Annotated in this window: 16 protein-coding genes; 6 read left to right on the plus strand and 10 right to left on the minus strand. The window is 61.9% G+C overall.

Translation table 11 applies throughout. The features are described 5' to 3' along the window. Positions 1-84: 84 nt before the first annotated feature. Positions 85-435, minus strand: coding sequence for a hypothetical protein (locus tag ATY29_RS32695; RefSeq protein WP_003566024.1), 351 nt, complete (start codon positions 433-435; stop codon positions 85-87). A gap of 436 nt (positions 436-871) precedes the next feature. Here ATY29_RS32695 and ctrA point away from each other — a divergent pair, with 436 nt between their 5' ends. Beyond that, a complete protein-coding gene (gene ctrA, locus ATY29_RS32700) occupies positions 872-1,573 on the plus strand; it encodes a response regulator transcription factor CtrA (RefSeq protein ID WP_003542362.1) in 702 nt (233 codons plus the stop codon). Positions 1,574-1,780: 207 nt separating this feature from the next. On the opposite strand, the gene ATY29_RS32705 is transcribed toward ctrA, so the two are convergent. Further along, a complete protein-coding gene (locus tag ATY29_RS32705; protein ID WP_003566026.1) occupies positions 1,781-2,143 on the minus strand; it encodes a response regulator in 363 nt (120 codons plus the stop codon). 119 nt (positions 2,144-2,262) lie between these two features. Beyond that, entirely contained in the window at positions 2,263-2,910 is a 648-nt protein-coding gene (gene chpT, locus ATY29_RS32710; protein ID WP_097534044.1) for a histidine phosphotransferase ChpT, read from the minus strand. A 195-nt stretch (positions 2,911-3,105) separates the two neighbouring features. Here chpT and ATY29_RS32715 point away from each other — a divergent pair, with 195 nt between their 5' ends. Next, on the plus strand, positions 3,106-3,693 hold the full coding sequence (locus ATY29_RS32715) for a DUF1134 domain-containing protein (RefSeq protein ID WP_097533933.1): 588 nt from the start codon (positions 3,106-3,108) through the stop codon (positions 3,691-3,693). A 117-nt stretch (positions 3,694-3,810) separates the two neighbouring features. Further along, positions 3,811-4,959 carry a coiled-coil domain-containing protein gene (locus tag ATY29_RS32720; RefSeq protein WP_097533935.1) on the plus strand — a complete coding sequence of 383 codons (1,149 nt, stop codon included), beginning with the start codon at positions 3,811-3,813 and terminating at the stop codon, positions 4,957-4,959. Positions 4,960-5,068: 109 nt separating this feature from the next. On the opposite strand, the gene ATY29_RS32725 is transcribed toward ATY29_RS32720, so the two are convergent. Continuing rightward, positions 5,069-5,893: a TrmH family RNA methyltransferase gene (locus tag ATY29_RS32725; RefSeq protein ID WP_003566034.1), complete on the minus strand. Its 825-nt coding sequence runs from the start codon at positions 5,891-5,893 to the stop codon at positions 5,069-5,071. A 7-nt stretch (positions 5,894-5,900) separates the two neighbouring features. After that, positions 5,901-6,284 (minus strand): hypothetical protein, encoded by a 384-nt coding sequence (locus ATY29_RS32730; protein WP_097533937.1) that lies wholly within the window; start codon positions 6,282-6,284, stop codon positions 5,901-5,903. 43 nt (positions 6,285-6,327) lie between these two features. Between ATY29_RS32730 and ATY29_RS32735 the strand changes: the two genes are divergently transcribed. Both ATY29_RS32735 and rpoH read left to right on the plus strand, forming a co-directional pair. Continuing rightward, a complete protein-coding gene (locus ATY29_RS32735; protein ID WP_097533939.1) occupies positions 6,328-7,353 on the plus strand; it encodes an RluA family pseudouridine synthase in 1,026 nt (341 codons plus the stop codon). Between the two features lie 181 nt (positions 7,354-7,534). Next, positions 7,535-8,443, plus strand: a complete 909-nt coding sequence (gene rpoH / locus ATY29_RS32740; RefSeq protein WP_003566040.1) for an RNA polymerase sigma factor RpoH — start codon at positions 7,535-7,537, stop codon at positions 8,441-8,443. Between the two features lie 118 nt (positions 8,444-8,561). Here rpoH and ATY29_RS32745 read toward each other — a convergent pair whose 3' ends face one another. Beyond that, on the minus strand, positions 8,562-11,075 hold the full coding sequence (locus tag ATY29_RS32745; protein ID WP_097533941.1) for a RodZ family helix-turn-helix domain-containing protein: 2,514 nt from the start codon (positions 11,073-11,075) through the stop codon (positions 8,562-8,564). A 60-nt stretch (positions 11,076-11,135) separates the two neighbouring features. After that, positions 11,136-12,434 (minus strand): adenylosuccinate synthase, encoded by a 1,299-nt coding sequence (locus ATY29_RS32750; RefSeq protein ID WP_003566044.1) that lies wholly within the window; start codon positions 12,432-12,434, stop codon positions 11,136-11,138. A gap of 191 nt (positions 12,435-12,625) precedes the next feature. Here ATY29_RS32750 and ATY29_RS32755 point away from each other — a divergent pair, with 191 nt between their 5' ends. Then, positions 12,626-13,543, plus strand: coding sequence for a DMT family transporter (locus ATY29_RS32755; RefSeq protein ID WP_003566046.1), 918 nt, complete (start codon positions 12,626-12,628; stop codon positions 13,541-13,543). Positions 13,544-13,566: 23 nt separating this feature from the next. Here the strand turns inward: ATY29_RS32755 and ATY29_RS32760 are convergent, their stop codons facing one another. From ATY29_RS32760 to ATY29_RS32765, 3 genes are read right to left on the minus strand one after another with little or no spacing between them, the layout of a single operon-like run. Then, positions 13,567-14,415 (minus strand): GNAT family N-acetyltransferase, encoded by an 849-nt coding sequence (locus ATY29_RS32760; RefSeq protein ID WP_003566049.1) that lies wholly within the window; start codon positions 14,413-14,415, stop codon positions 13,567-13,569. Beyond that, positions 14,412-14,687 carry a hypothetical protein gene (locus tag ATY29_RS36595; protein ID WP_128398122.1) on the minus strand — a complete coding sequence of 92 codons (276 nt, stop codon included), beginning with the start codon at positions 14,685-14,687 and terminating at the stop codon, positions 14,412-14,414. The genes ATY29_RS32760 and ATY29_RS36595 overlap by 4 nt, the downstream gene beginning before the upstream one ends. Next, a complete protein-coding gene (locus tag ATY29_RS32765) occupies positions 14,684-16,480 on the minus strand; it encodes a putative bifunctional diguanylate cyclase/phosphodiesterase (RefSeq protein WP_097533943.1) in 1,797 nt (598 codons plus the stop codon). The genes ATY29_RS36595 and ATY29_RS32765 overlap by 4 nt, the downstream gene beginning before the upstream one ends. Positions 16,481-16,489: the final 9 nt, after the last annotated feature.

Raw genomic sequence — 16,489 nt, forward strand, 5'->3', positions numbered from 1 at the left:
GCCATGTATGACGGACAGCGTGCCCATCATACATGGCTTCTCAGTGGCGATCCCAGGGCGCCGTAGCCGGCGCCCGCCGTTTCTCTACGCCCTTGCGCGGGCGCTGGTGTCACGTTCTTCCAGCGCCGTCGCCCTTGCATATTCCGCCTGCATCTCCTCGAGCGCCATTTCCAGCGACTCTTCCTGCATCTTCAGTTCCTTGATCGAAACCTGCAGGTTGTCGGCCCGCTGACGCGCGGCCTTGGCGAAGGTCGGATACGCAAAGTGATTCGGATCTGAGATACCGGACTTCTTTTCCTCGACGACGATCTGGCTCTCCAGATCCTTCGTCATCCGTTCGAATTCGGACATCATCATCTGCAATTGCTGCAACTGACGTCGTTTTTCGTTCACCTGAAACTCTTTCAGGCGAACGAGACTCTCTCGCGACTTCATACGCATTACTCCCGTGATGCGAGACCCCGGCTCAACTTTGAAACCGCCCTGCGCGCCGCTTTGACACGGTTTGCTAAAAAATTTCCTGCGATATTAACAAATACCTACCGCTGGTAACCTTTCGTTTACGGGCATCGTTAATGATAGGCCCGATGATTTAAGGGTCGGTAAATGCCGCGGCATTAAGTTCGAACCTTTTCATTGGCGAGTCGGATGAATCACTTAGCGCTTTTTCCTAATGTTGAAGATTAAGAGCGCTATTTGAGATTCCTATTGGAAAACAGAGAAATGGAAAAAATATTTAATAAATTCGATACTCCTTGCCAGAGTGAATTAGAATTTGTTAACCATTTTGTGGCAGCTTCCAAATCACGTAGCGTGTTCGGTATCGTGTAGGGGGCCAGACCACCTTTCGGCGGCGGTAAAGGGGATAATTATGCGGGTACTTCTCATCGAGGATGATAGCGCGACGGCGCAGAGCATCGAGTTGATGCTGAAATCAGAAAGTTTTAATGTTTATACCACCGATCTCGGTGAAGAAGGCGTCGATCTGGGCAAGCTGTATGATTATGATATCATCCTTCTCGATCTGAACCTGCCGGACATGTCCGGATATGAAGTGCTTCGCACGCTCCGGCTGTCCAAGGTCAAGACACCGATCCTCATCCTGTCGGGCATGGCCGGCATCGAAGACAAGGTTCGCGGCCTCGGCTTCGGCGCAGACGACTACATGACCAAGCCCTTCCACAAGGACGAGCTCGTCGCCCGCATCCATGCCATCGTCCGCCGCTCCAAGGGCCACGCCCAGTCGGTCATCATGACCGGCGAACTGATCGTCAACCTCGACGCCAAGACTGTCGAAGTCGGCGGCCAGCGTGTCCACCTGACGGGCAAGGAATACCAGATGCTGGAGCTGCTTTCGCTCCGCAAGGGCACAACGCTCACCAAGGAAATGTTCCTGAACCACCTTTACGGCGGCATGGATGAACCGGAACTGAAGATCATCGACGTCTTCATCTGCAAGCTCCGCAAGAAGCTCGCCAACGCTGCCGGCGGCGCCAACTATATCGAGACCGTCTGGGGCCGTGGCTACGTTCTGCGCGAGCCGGATGGCGCCGAATACGCCGAAACCGCCTGATTTTTCCGATCCCCCTTATCGGATGACGAAGATCCCGCCCTTCCGGCGGGATTTTTCGTTTCTGCCCGGCATTCAGAAGCCGTCCCGACGTGAGGATCTCTGGCTGGATCGGTTCAAAATCCTCTCCATCTCGATCAAGGAAACAAGGTGTCGGCGGCCGAAAGCGCTTGCACTCTCGGCATCATGCTGCAGGGAGGAGATCTGCCGTCAGGCAGCGATCGCGCGGTTTCCGAAGACGGCGGTCAGGATCTTGCGATCGAACGGCTTCAGCAGGAAATCGGTGGCGCCGGCTCGTTTGCCCGCCATCAGCTTCTTCAGATCCGCCTCGACGACGCAGTAATAGATCTTGACCTCTTTACCACCGTCCATGGCACGGATGGCGGCGATGAGGTCGAGGGCGCCTTCCATGCCGGAATCGACGATCAGATATTCCGGCAGCTCCGTTTGGCAGCGCTGTAGCGCCTCGCCGGCGTTGGAGGCCTCGCTGACGAGAAAATCGAGTTCGGAGAGAATGCGCTTGCCGACCTTGCGGACGATATCCGAATTATCGGTGATCATGAACCTTTGCATGGGCGCTCCTTTGCCCCCGCATTCGTCGCAGCAAGAGGCCTCTTACAACCCTGGAGGATAGGTCCATCAGGCTAAGGAATCGTTACCGGACGGACACCGACACCCGCCCAAGCTCGAAATCAGGCAGCCGCTGCCACTGCCGTGAACACCAGTTCTTCGGCGCTGGCGCTGTGATCAAGCGTCATTCCGCACTCCTGAGCCAGAAGCACGGCGTAATAGGGCTGGATCGAATGCGCGTCGATTGCTTCCTCGATCGTGCCGGTCGCGATCTCGACGAATTTCGGCGGCAGGCGCATCAATTTGCCTTTGGCCGTGAGCTTGAACTTTGCATCGAACTCGGGATTCTCAAGCGTTACCTCGAGCACGCCGCCGCGCGGGATAGCGGAATAGGCGACGAGGAAGAGGTTGAGCAGCAGCTTGACGCGGTTCTTGGCGACGATGGCGCGCGGTCCGTTCCAGATCACCTCGGTTTTCTTTTCAGCGATGGCGAAATCCTTGGCCGCACGCTCGGCCTCGCCAGTATCGATCGAAGCGCCGACGGAACCCGACGCGCCGAAGGCGAGGCGTGCGAATTTCAGTCGGACGGAAGCGTTCAGCGCGCTGGTGCGGATTAGATCCATCGCATCGGCATCGGCACCACCCTCATCCAGGAGTTCCAGCCCGTTATTGATCGCGCCGACCGGTGAGATGACATCGTGGCAAACGCGACTGCAAAGAAGCGCGGCCAGATCCGGGCCGGACAAGGTGAGATTGGGGTTCTTGGACATCATCGTCTCCTGAGGGGCGGCAATTTTATCGCGCCCGGCAATATGCTTCATCAAAATTGCGCGAAGTTTGCGATCGTACTCGGTGCCATAATGACACCATATTTGGTAAACCGATTGTTAAGATCATCGGCGCAAAATGCACCAATCGCCGCGAGCGCTTGCCCGCTCCCAGCCAAACGACGAACGGATGACACCATGCGCACTCTACTTCCGCACCGATTCATCGGCTTCTGCAGGTTGCTTTCGGCCCTCGTTTTTTCCTCGCTGATGGTCGCCGGACCTGCCTCCGCCCAGGACAACGGCCAATACACGATGCAGGAAATCGTCGATGCCGGCCACTCCTTCTTCGGCTCCGCCAGCGGCGGACTTGCCAAAGTCGTCGAGAGTGCGTTCCAGAAATACGGCCTGCCGAATGGCTACATTCTCGGACAGGAAGGCGGCGGCGCCTTCATCGCCGGCCTTACCTACGGCGAAGGCCAGCTGAACACCAAGAATGCCGGCGAACATAATCTCTACTGGCAAGGCCCCTCGCTCGGCCTCGATTACGGCGGCCAAGGCTCACGCGTGATGATGTTGGTTTACGACCTGCCTTCCGTCAACGGCATCTATGCCCGCTTCGGCGGCGTCAGCGGCTCGGCCTATGTGATCGCCGGCTTCGGCATGACGCTGCTCAAGAACAATGACGTGCTGGTTGTGCCGATCCGCACCGGCGTCGGCGCTCGCCTGGGTATCAATGTCGGTTATCTCAAGATCACCCAGGCGCCGACCTGGAACCCCTTCTGAGGCCGAAAAGCCGCTGCAAAGCGCCGCCGTCCGCATCGGCGGCCTTGCCCATATGCGTCATGCGTGCTTAATCATCGCGGCTGACCTCTTATCAACCTTCGAATCGATGGCCGCGCCGTGATCGAATACGCTCTCTTGTTCGGATTGGGCTTCCTGACCGCGGCCTTCCTCGTCTTTCTGGTTTCGCCCGCCGTTCACCGACGTATCGTCTGGTATACCGAGAACCGGCTGAAGGCGACCATGCCGCTCAGCCCGCAGGAGGTTCGCGCCCAGAAGGATATGGTGCGCGCGCTCTATGCCGCCGAAAACGCCCGGACCACCCAGGACCTGCTGCGTGAGCGCGAGAAATCCCTGTCGCTCCAACTTCGCCACGACGCGCTCGCCGTCGATGCCGGCAGGCTTGCAGCCGAGATCAGCGACTTGCAGGCCCAGATCGGCGAGATGCATGTCGAGGCCGCCGAGCAGCGCTCGCGTTTGCGCAAGGATGAGAATTATATCAGCCAGCTGAAGACCAATCTGCATATTGCCGAACAGTCCGCGGCCAACAAGGAGAGCGAACTGGCGGCGATGAGGACGCGGCTGAGGAAGCTCGGTGAACAGACCGATGGGCTGAGGATCGATCTTGCCGCACGCGACACTGAGGCGGAGAGCCTCAAATTCCGCGCCAACGCGCTGCGCGACGAACGAGACACGTTGCGCCAGGACGTCAACCTCTTGCAGAAGCGCGCAAGGGATGCAGAACAGAAACTGACGCAGCAGCAGCACATGGTGATCCGCCTGGAGGACAAGGCCGCGCGCGACAACGCTTTCGCCGCCGAAAAGGAAACCCTGGTCACTCGCCGCCAGCAGGAGATCGCCAAGTTGAAGGAGCAGTTGAAAGCCGCCAATGCCGAGATCCGCAAGGTTAACCGCGTGCTGCGCGACGCCGGCCTAGCCGGGATGGCGGCGGAATTGACGGCTGAAGACACGACAACACTTACGCACGACAGCGCCGTCATGACGGCTGAGATCGGCGAGGATGTCCGCAAGCGCAGCGTCGCCCTTGCCGAGCGCCTGGAGAAGGCAAAGACCGTGACCGGAAGCGATGGTGCAATCCGTGAGGAGATCGCCTCGATCGCCGCCAACATGGTGGCGCTGACCGCACTCAACGAGGGTCCCTCCTCGCCGATCCGCGCACTTCTGCCGGATGCGGCGGAAACGTCCCCGAGTGATCGCGTCAGCCTTGCCGACAGGGCGACCGCCGTCATTGCCCATTCCCAGCGCTAACGCATGTCGCCCGGAAGCGTCCCACGGTTCCGGAATGACGATAGGCATCAAAACAAAGTACTGCGCGTTGCATCATTTAAATCGATGCGACGCGCTTTAAGATCGTAATTTAGATCCGACCCATCGCCGACGCCATGGAAAACAGCGCGATGCCCGTTGCCGTCGCGGCATTGAGGCTGTCGAGTTCCTCCGATTGCGGGATGTGCGCGCTCTGGAAGCGCGCCAGCAGCGCCTCCGGCAATCCCGCCCCCTCCGTACCGATGACGAGCGCCATGCGCGTTGAAGCCGGAATGGCACGGATATCGATCTTGCCGTGCGGCGAAAGCGTCCAGATGGCAAAGCCGCGTTCGGCAAGCGAAAGCAGCACATCCAGCGCCTTGCCGCCGCGCCGGTGCGGAACGCTCAGCACCGAACCGACCGAGACGCGCAGCGCCTTGCGATAGAGCGGATCACAGCAGGTTTCGTCGAGCAGCACCGCATCCGCCCGGAAGGCGGCCGCATTGCGGAACATTGAACCGGCATTGTCATGATTGGAAATGCCGCAGCCGACAAGCACCAGCGCCCGTTCCGGCAGCGCCCCGAGAAGGGCCGCCTCTCCGCGGGCCTCCCGCCGGCCGAGCGCCAGAACGCCGCGATGCAGATGGAATCCGACGACGCCGTCAAGCACACCGGCTTCGGCGACATAGACCGGCACATCGGCCGGGAACCGCTCCAGGATCGGCAGGACGCCGTCGACGCGGTTGCGCAGCAGCAGGATCTTCTCGGCAAAAAAGCCGCGGCTTTGCGCATGCGCCTCCGCCAGCATGCGCAGCACGACGGTGCCTTCGGCGATGAAGCGGTTTTCGCGGCCCGTTAGGTCGCGCTCTCTTATATCGCGGAATTCAGCGATGCGCGGATCGTCGGCGCTGTCGATGGCGATCGGGACGGCAGCCATGCCGGCCTCAATTGCCCGCGACGCTGACGTCGGCGACGGTGCGGCCGGTCACGAGGTCGAAGACCAGCGCCTTGCTCTTGCCATCGACCGTTTCGCCGTAAAACAGGATCTGCCCTGCCGAAAACGAGGTGGACTGCACCTTGAAGCCGAGCGGCAGGGAAACTGTTGCCGCAAGCGGCGCATCCGAGGGCACCCCGGAGGCGGAAACGGCCGCCGTCTCCTTCGGTTCGCTGTGCATCGCCTTGTAGACAACCGCGCCGAAGACCGCCATAAGGCTCACGAACATGATGGCGCCGGAAACGATCTGCAGGCGGACCATCTTGCGCCGGACACTTTCCATCGCCGGATCAAGGGGCTTCTCTTCCTGGTCTTCTGGCTCGATTGCTGTCATCTGTGCGTCCCGTTCTAAAAAAATGCGTCGGAGAAGAAGCGTCTTGAGCGACCCCTTTAAACAAGCCGCCGGCAATAGAAAAGTCCTGACCGCCGATGAAACCGCCGAAGGCCGGCTCGACGCCTGGCTGACGGCGCAACTCGGCGAGGAATTTTCACGCAGCCGCATCAAGGCGCTGATCAAGGACGGCCAGGTTTTCCTGCGCGGCGAACCCGTCACCGACCCGCAGCGTAAGGTGCGCAACGGCGACAGTTTCGAGATCACCCTGCCCGAGCCGGAAGACCCGACGCCGCAGGGCGAGGATATCCCGCTCGATATCCTCCATGAGGATGAAGACGTGATCGTCATTTCCAAGCCTTCCGGTCTCGTCGTCCATCCCGGCGCCGGCAACTGGACGGGGACGCTGGTCAACGCGCTGATCTATCATTGCGGTGATACCCTCTCCGGCATCGGCGGCGTGCGCCGCCCCGGCATCGTCCACCGTCTCGACAAGGACACGACGGGGGTCATGGTCGTCGCCAAGAACGACATTGCCCATCGACATCTCTCGCTGCAATTTGCCGATCATGGCCGCACCATGCCGCTGGAGCGGGCCTATCAGGCGGTCGTCTGGGGCCGGCCCCGCTCGCTGACCGGCACGGTCGACGCACCGCTCGGCCGCGCCACCGGCGATCGCACCCGTCGCGCCGTCAAACGTCCCGACAGTCATGATGCCGACGAGGCGATCACCCATTACGAGGTGATCGAGCGTTTCCAGGAAAATCCGGACGCGACGGCGCTTGCTTCCTTGGTCGAGTGCCATCTCGAAACCGGCCGCACCCACCAGATCCGTGTGCATATGGCCCATATCGGCCATCCGCTGCTCGGCGACACGGTTTATGGCGCGGGCTTCAAGACCAAGGCCAACCGCCTGCCCGAAGACATCCGCAAGGTCGTCAACGGTTTCAACCGCCAGGCGCTGCATGCCTTCATGCTGCAGTTCGAGCATCCCCGCACCGGCGAAATCATGCATTTCGAAGTGCCGCTGCCGGAGGATATGGTGGAACTGGTCGCGGCATTGCGGGGGTAGAGGCGTCGTCTCCGACCCCTCTCACACTGACGTGAGCGCCACCTTGAACCGCCGTTTCGCCACACTTATCTGTATATTGACTTAGTGCGGGCTCGCAATCAGAGCCGCATGTCCCGGTCTGCCATTTTTAACGCGAACGCGTTTCCAACGGGGGCCGGAATTCACTTTAGGAGGGTGCACTATGGCCCGAAATACCTTGCCGTCCATTACCGCCGGCGAAGCCGGTCTCAATCGTTACCTCGACGAAATCCGCAAGTTCCCGATGCTCGAGCCGCAGCAGGAATACATGCTTGCCAAGCGTTATGCCGAGCATGGCGATCGCGACGCCGCACATAAGCTCGTCACCAGCCATCTTCGCCTCGTCGCCAAGATCGCGATGGGTTATCGCGGTTACGGCCTGCCGATCGGCGAAGTCGTCTCCGAGGGCAATGTCGGCCTGATGCAGGCCGTCAAGAAGTTCGATGCCGAGCGCGGCTTCCGCCTTGCCACCTATGCCATGTGGTGGATCAAGGCCTCGATCCAGGAATATATCCTGCGTTCGTGGTCACTGGTGAAGATGGGCACGACCGCCAACCAGAAGCGCCTGTTCTTCAACCTGCGCCGGCTGAAAGGCCGCATCCAGGCGATCGATGACGGCGACCTGAAGCCGGAACACGTCTCCGAAATCGCCACCAAGCTGAAAGTCTCGGAGGAGGAGGTCATTTCGATGAACCGCCGCCTGTCCGGCGACGCCTCGCTGAACGCGCCGATCAAGGCGGCCGAAGGCGACAGCGGCCAATGGCAGGACTGGCTGGTGGACGACCATGACAGCCAGGAAGACGTGCTGATCGAACAGGACGAGCTCGACACCCGCCGGCGGATGCTGGCGAAAGCGATGAGCGTGCTGAACGAGCGCGAACGCCGTATCTTCGAAGCTCGCCGCCTCGCCGAGGATCCGGTGACGCTGGAAGACCTGTCGACGGAATTCGACATCAGCCGCGAACGCGTCCGCCAGATCGAGGTTCGCGCTTTCGAAAAGGTGCAGGACGCCGTTCGCAAGGAAGCCCAGGAACGCGCCAAGGCCGTGCGCGTCGTCGAAGCGACGGCCTGACAAGGCTGCCTCCTGTGAAAATTGAAAAGGCGGGTCCTTGCGGCCCGCCTTTCTGTTTCTTTACTTTCGCAACGTCGTCCCCGTCGAAGGTCGGGAGTGCCGGTATTGCGGTTCATCGTCACTGGCTCGTCGACACATCCCCGAGCGCGGTCCATTCCTTGATCGCAGTATTGAAGGCATCCGTTCCCGTATTGCCCTTCTCCATCGTCAGCAGGGCGCGGCGACCGTTGCGGTAGGTGACCGGGATATCGATCCAGCTGCGGGTCGACATCAGGTCGAGATTAGCCTTGCGCGCATCGGGATAGTCATTGAGCGCGATCATATGGAAATCGTCAGTGATCTTGGCAGGAACCGCGATCAGCGCGTCACCGCGGTCCTGCTCGGTGCGCTTCATCGAGATGCGCTGGACGCTGTCGATACTTCCGCCTTCGAAATTCGGCGGCAGCGAGAAGACGATCTCGACGAGATGGCTTGCCGGCAGCGACGGATCGGAATTGCGTTTGAAGGTGACGAGAGCCGAGAGATTGCGCTCCGGCACGGTGACGTTGCCCTGCACCGTCGCCTCCTGCCGGCCGTTCTGGCCAGCCTCGTGCTGCACGCTCCAGACGACCGATCCCTCGATCGCCGTCGGCGAGCTTTGGCCGATGCGCTCCTCATAGAGGAACATCTTTTGCGACGAGCCGACGGGAGCGGCCTGCTGCGGCGATGCCGCCGGGCTGTTCGGCGTTGGCGTTTCGGCTGGTGCGACATCGCCCTGCGCGGCCGCCGGCGGCGTATCCGCTGCCGCGACATTCTGCTCGGCGACCGATTTTCCTTCCGCGGTCAGCGTTCCCGGCACCGTCGCCGGTCCGCTGTCGACCTCGGTGCCATCGGTCAGCAGCCGCTGGGTGAATTTCGAATTGGCCGCGGCGCCGTCATTGTTCATTGACGCCACCTGCGGGTTCGGCTGCGCCGGTGCCGCTGGCGTATTCTGCGCTTCCGGCGTGGTCGGCTGGGCCGGCGTTGCCGCGTCCGGCTCGGCAGGCGTCGCGGAGCCGGCCGGCGGCGTCGCCGCCTCGTTCCTGGTCGCCTGCGACGGTGCCGAACTGACGAGCCCGTCGACCATCGCCACCAGCGCCTCTCTGTTCATCCAGCCGGCATAGGCGCCGCCGCCGATCAAGATGAGCGCGAAGATGAGCGTGATCACGGTACCGATGCCGAAGCGGCGACGCTTCGGCTCCATTCGGAAACTCTTGCCCTGCAGCTTGGAAGCGACCATCTGATCGATATCCATCGCCGGATTGGCGTCATCGTCGTCAGCCGCAACCGAGCCGCGGCGGTCGTAGCCGCGTAGCGCCTTCGCCTCGCGCCAGTCCTCGCTCGGCGCGCCGCTGGCAGCCGCCGGCTTACCGTTGTGCACTTCCGCGAAGATATCGACATCGTCGAAATGCGAGGCGACCGGCGCCTTCTTGTTGCTGCCGGCCTCGATCGGCGGCAGATCGTCGAAGGCTGCGGTCTCCCAGGAGAAACTTTCCTTGGCCGCCGGCATGACGGCCGCCGGCGCCGCTTTTTCGAGGCTGGATATCACCTCCTCGAAGGCGCGCGCCGAGGTATCCGGGGTGATCGGCGCCGTCTGCGAATACTGCCGGAGTTCCTCTTCGGCCCATTCAGTCTCCGCATCCTTCGGCGCCGGAGCCGGCGTTTCGGCGGCAGGCTCGGCCCAGACGGGATCGAAATGCGCCGCCCCTTCGGCCTGTAGCGGCTCCTCGCGGCTGTGCTCGACGAATTCCTGCGGACGATCGAAATCGGCGACCGGCTCCACCAGCCGGTTGGATGCGTGCTCTATGCCACGTGTGATCGGCTCGAGCGGCGCGACGGGCTCGTAGGCCTCTTCGGCCTCTGGCTCTTCGCTTTCTACTGCCGCCGGCTCGGCGGCGGTCTCATCCACCGGATGCTCGTCAGCATGATATTCGTCGGCTTCTTCGCTGCGATGCCCCGCAATCGGCTGCCAGCCGTCATGCTCGGTTGTCGCCTCTTCGGTAACGGCGCGCGCCTCGCTGGCATGCCATTCCTCGGCCGGCGCTTCCTCCTCATGCGAGGGATGCCAGTATGTCTCGACGGAAGCGGCTGCCTCCGGCAAAGCCGATGCCTCGGCGGAAACAGCTGTTTCCGGTGAAACAAGTGTGTCTTCGGCGGGGGGCTCCTCGGCGGCGACCTCTTCCGCGGCGTCCTCGGGCGCGGCAGCGACTTCAGCGTGATCGGGCTCGCCGGCGGCCTCGGCCGCCTGCGGTTCCGCATCGGCTTCGTAGGCCGGCTCCTCGACCGGCGGCTCCTCGACGGCCGTCTCCGGCGCAGGCGCCGGTTCGACTTCGTCGTGAACCGCTTGTTCTTCCACGGCTTCCGACGCGACGACGGCGGCAACCGGCTCATCGAGCGGCAGCGCCTCGGAGTGTTCGCCTTCCACTTCGCGGATGGCGGCCTCGAGCTTTTCGAGCTGGCGTTGCAGCATGGCTTCCGGCGGACGCGGCTTCATGTTCTCGAGCTGCCGCTGCACTGCGCCGCGGGCACGTTCGTAGACCTTCACCCGCATCTCGGGGGTATTTTCAGCCAGGCCGTCGACGGCCCGCCGAATAACTGCAATAAAATCCGCCATCAGTACTTTCTCAAGAAGTCCGGCACCCTACCGAACTGTCCTCCACAGTGACCCGTGAGCTTAATCCTCAAACGGATCGGTCACAAGTATGGTGTCATCCCGCTCCGGGCTGGTGGAAAGGAGCGCGACAGGCGCCCCGATCAGCTCCTCGACCTGGCGAACATATTTGATCGCCTGTGCCGGCAGGTCCGCCCAACTGCGGGCGCCGACAGTCGATTCCTTCCAGCCTTCCAGCGTGATGTAGACCGGTTCGACCCTAGCTTGCGCTCCCTGGCTTGCCGGAAGATGATCAATCTGTTCGCCGTCCAGCATGTAACCGACGCAGATCTTCAGTTCCTCGAGGCCGTCGAGGACGTCGAGCTTGGTGAGTGCGATGCCGGTGATGCCGTTGGTGGCGATCGATTGGCGCACGAGTGCGGCGTCGAACCAGCCGCAGCGGCGCTTACGCCCGGTCACCACCCCGAACTCATGACCTTTTTCGCCTAGGAACTCACCGATCGCATCCTTCAGCTCCGTCGGGAACGGGCCTTCGCCGACACGTGTCGTATAGGCCTTGGTGATGCCGAGGATGTAGCCGAGCGAGCCTGGCCCCATGCCGGAACCGGCCGCGGCCTGACCGGCCACGGTGTTCGACGAGGTCACGAACGGATAGGTGCCGTGGTCGATGTCGAGCAGGCTGCCCTGGGCCCCTTCGAAGAGGATGCGGGAGCCCTTGCGGCGCTCCTTGTCGAGGAACAGCCAGACGGTGTCACGGAACGGCAGCACCCGATCGGCGATCGAGGTCAGTTCGTCCATGATCGTCTGGTGGCTGACTTCGGCGACGCCGAGGCCGCGGCGAAGCGCATTGTGATGGGTCAGAATACGGTCGACCTTGCCGGCAAGGCTGTCGAGATCGGCCAGATCCATCACCCGGATGGCGCGGCGGCCGACCTTGTCTTCATAGGCCGGACCGATGCCGCGGCGTGTCGTGCCAATCTTGGTACCGCTGTTCGACGCCGCATCCTCGCGCATCGCGTCGAGCTCGCGGTGCAGCGACAGAATGAGCGTCGCATTGTCGGCGATGCGCAGATTTTCAGGCGTCACCGTCACGCCCTGCGCCTCCAGCCGGCCGATCTCGGCGATCAGCGCATGCGGATCGACAACGACGCCGTTGCCGATCACCGCCATTTTGCCCGGGCGCACGACGCCGGACGGCAGCAGCGACAGCTTGTAGCTGGTGCCGTCGATGACGAGCGTATGGCCGGCATTATGTCCGCCCTGATAGCGCACAACGATATCCGCGCGCTCCGAAAGCCAGTCGACAATCTTGCCCTTGCCTTCGTCACCCCATTGCGAACCGACCACGACTACGTTCGTCATCCAACTCTTCCTGTTACCGGCGGAAAACCGCGCACCTGCTCAAACCCGCGCATCTATAAAGCTTTGTTTTTGGGAAAGCGACCCTGTTGTCACAGTAGATTGGGCTTTTTACGTGACAAATCAGCAGCCGGCAGGCTATTGCCCGTCACAAAACGCCGCTTGGCGGTCGCGGAAAGACGGGAAGAACGCTCTTGCAAGCCACGGCCTACATCTGCCTCGTTATCGCCACCCTCTGCTGGGGCGGCAACTCCGTCGCCGGCAAGCTCGCAGTCGGGCATATCAGCCCGATGATGCTGACCTTCCTGCGCTGGTTCATCGCCGTGGCACTGATCGCCCTGATCTCGGTACCGCAACTCAGGAGGGACTGGCCGGTTGTCCGGAAGAACCTGCCGCTGCTGTTCTTCTACGGCGTCATCGGCTACACGCTTTTCAACGCCATGCTTTATTCGGCCGTGCAATATACGACGGCGATCAATGTCGCCATCGAGCAGGCCGGCATCCCGATGCTGATCTTCCTGTTGAATTTCATGTTCTTCCGCACCGGCATCTCCCTGGCGCAATGTCTCGGCTTCGGCATGACGCTGATCGGCGTCGCGCTAACCGCCGCTCACGGCGACCTGACAACGCTGTTGCAACTAAGCCTCAACCGCGGCGACGGGCTGATGCTGATCGCCATTGCCGCCTACTCGGTCTACACGATTTTCCTGCGCTGGAAGCCGCCGCTCGACTGGCGCACGCTGATGGCGTTCCCAGCGCTCGGCGCCATGCTGACCTCGGTGCCTCTGCTCCTTTGGGAAGCCAGCCGCGGTGCCGCGCTATGGCCGGACCAGGCCGGCTGGGTCATCACGTTCTACACGGCGACCTTCCCGTCGCTGCTGGCGCAGATCCTCTATATCAAAGGTGTCGAGGCGATCGGCGCCAATCGGGCCGGCCTGTTCATCAATCTCGTGCCGGTGTTCGGAACTTTGCTTTCCGTCGCCCTCATCGGCGAGAGGTTGCAATCGTTCCACGTGATCGCGTTGGCACTGACCTTGGGCGGCATTGCCATCGCCGAAAAAGGCCGGCCGAAAGCTTCGACTCCTGCCGTTCCGGCCTCACCTGTGGATTAGAACTTTCCTGGTCAGGAAAGCCTCTAACCAAGCTCCAGCGTCGTCACGCCGAAGACGTGCTTCAGCGGAATGGCCGGCGCCGGCCCACGATACATGCGCGTCGTCTCGAACACCTGCCGAAGGCCGAGGCCCTCGGCAAGCGCCACCGCCTCATGATTGTCGACGGGGATATCGATGAAAACAGCCGCCCCTTTGGCTTCGGGGATCAATTCGGCAAGCAGTGCTGCGGCGCTGTCGGCATCGTTGGCAAAGAGCGGCCCGACCTTGTAACCCTCGTAGCAGCGGCGAATCGTGCCGTAACCGCGGATCTTGCCGCTCTTGCGCACCACAGCCGAGCGGCGGCCCTTGCGACTGGTGCACCAGGCGGCAAGGAAGGCATCCCGCGGCTGCGGAAAGATCGCCGAATCATAACGCTGCAGGCCTTCGAGACGCGAATCCATCACCGGCTGCGCGGCAAGCGCCGAGACCGGCGAACTGGTGGCGACGCCGCCATAGCGAATGGTGGAATAGGCGGGTTCGAAGCCGGCCTTGCGGTAGTTGTCCTGTTGTGCGGCCACGCCGTCGAGACCGATCGTGCGCACCCCCGCGCTGGCAATGCCCGTCTCCCAGATCGCCTTGCCGTATCCCTTGCCCCGGAAATCGGGATGGACGATGTAGAGGCCGAGGAAGGCGAAACTCTCGCCGTATTTGACGACCGAGATCGAACCGACCGGGACTTCACCGATGGCGCCGACGAAAAATCCCGACGGATCAGCCTCGATGAATGCGAGCGAATCGTCGAGGCCCGGGTTCCAGCCCTCCTGACGCGCCCATTCGAGCACGAGCTCGAGTTCGCCGGGCCGCATTGAACGAACGGCAAATTCCGAATTCATGCGACTTTCCCAGATTGAATGTCCCGCAAGTCCATCCCGGCAACGGCAAAGCAATTGTCAGGTCCCCAGTTCCCCGATTGCACCTGCGAATGATGGAGAGCCGCGCTCATGATCTTGATCACGCGTATAATCATTTTTCGATGCAATGCAGAAAGCTTCGTTTCCGCATTAGCATGAAACAATGCCGATGCAAGCTCAAGAAAATTACTTGCGCGCCATTTATCTTCCCTCGGCCGCGAAAGTGCGGCGGCGGGCTCCCGCTGACGGCTCACCGGGCCTTTCCGCTCATCGCGGCCTTCTGCCTTTCGGCCCCGCCCACGGGTGAGAAAAGACGAGCCGTCTCGGCCGCCGGTGCAGGATAACCAAATGCGTAACCCTGCAGGCCATCACAGCCGAGTTCCGCCAGCACGACGGCATGCGCCTCGGTCTCGATGCCCTCGGCGATCACCTCGACATCGAGCGCCTTGGCGATTTCCACGATCGAACCGACCACGCGCCGCTGCTCGGCGGAACTGACGACTTCGGCGATGAGCTGCCGGTCGATCTTCAGCCGCTTCGGCCTGAGCTTGACGAGACCGATGAGCGAGGCATGGCCGGATCCGAAATCATCGATCTCGATGTCGATGCCCATCTGTTTGATATCGCCGATATGATCGAGCAGTTTTTCGTCGCTGTCGTCGAGGAAAATCGTCTCGACCAGTTCGAAGACGATCACGCCGGGCGGAATGTCGAGTTTCCTCAGCTTGCCGAGCAACGTCGGATCGGCAAGGCGCGACGCCGAGATATTGACGGCGATGCGCGGAACCGCAAGACCGCGCAACAGCCAGAACAGCCGGTCTTGAAGAACACGTTTGAGGATCGCCGCATCGATCTCCGCTGCAAGCCCGTGCTCGTCGGCGATCTTCAAGAATATCCCCGGGGGGAGCACGCCCTTCTCCGGATGCTTCCAGCGCGCCAGGGCCTCGAAGCCGATAACTTCCCGCGTCCGGGCGTCGAGCTGCACCTGATAATAGGGAACGATCTCGCCGCGCTCCAGCCCGAGCTTCAGCTCTTCGGCGAGGCGACGCTGGGCGCGCAGATCCTCCTGCAGTTGCCGCGTGAAGAATTCGACGCGGTTGCGCCCGAGCTTTTTGGCCTGATAGAGCGCCAGATCGGATTCGGCAAGCAGGTTGCGCGCCCGCCGGTCGCCGCTCCAGGAAACGCCGATCGAGGCGCCGGATTGTAGCATCTCCTGACCGAAGCGGATCTTCTTCCGCAGCCGGCGCTGAAGGTCGTCGGTAATCAGTTGCAATTCGGCGAGATCGCTGAAATTGACCAGCACGATGACGAACTCGTCGCCGCCTACGCGCGCGACCATGCCATTTGCGGGAATGGCGGCGGTAATGCGAAGGGCCGACGCCCTGAGAACCGCGTCGCCTGCGGCATGGCCGTGACTGTCGTTGATCGGCTTGAACTGGTCGAGATCGAGATGCAGGACGCCAAGCGTCGTGATACTCCTGTCGGCCGGCAGTTCCGCGAGCCGCTTGTCCAGCAAACGCCGGTTCGGCAGGCCGGTGAGATAGTCGTGATCGGCGACATGTTCGATGCGCGCATTGCTTTCCTCGAGCGCCAGCGCCCGCGCCTCAGCGACCATCTTCTGCCCTGCGAGTTCAGCGTTGAGCAAGACATCGGCAGTGACATCCCATTCGGCGCCGATGAAGGAAGGCAGCCCCTCCGCATCCACGTAGAAATGTGCGCGCGAACGCAGATGGCGGATTTCGCCGCTCGGCAGCACGATCCGAAATTGCGAATTATAGGCGCCCCGGGTCGCAATCGCCTCATCGAAGTCGCGTTCGGCCCGCTCGCGATCGTCGGGATGGATGGCGTTCGACCAAAGCAATGCCGGCACCCGGCGGCAGGTCTCGCCGGTCTCGTAAAGACGATGCATCTGCGCGTCCCACAAGATCCCGTCCTGCTCGATGCTGTGCTCCCAGACACCGATCTGGGATGCGTCGAGAGCGAGTTCGAGCCGGCGCAGAAGATCCTGAAACTCTCGTTCGGAGCGTGTGGCTTTGTTCTCTGGCAACGCGGTCTC

The organism is Rhizobium hidalgonense, from assembly GCF_002914525.1.
Taxonomy (GTDB): Bacteria; Pseudomonadota; Alphaproteobacteria; order Rhizobiales; family Rhizobiaceae; genus Rhizobium; species Rhizobium hidalgonense.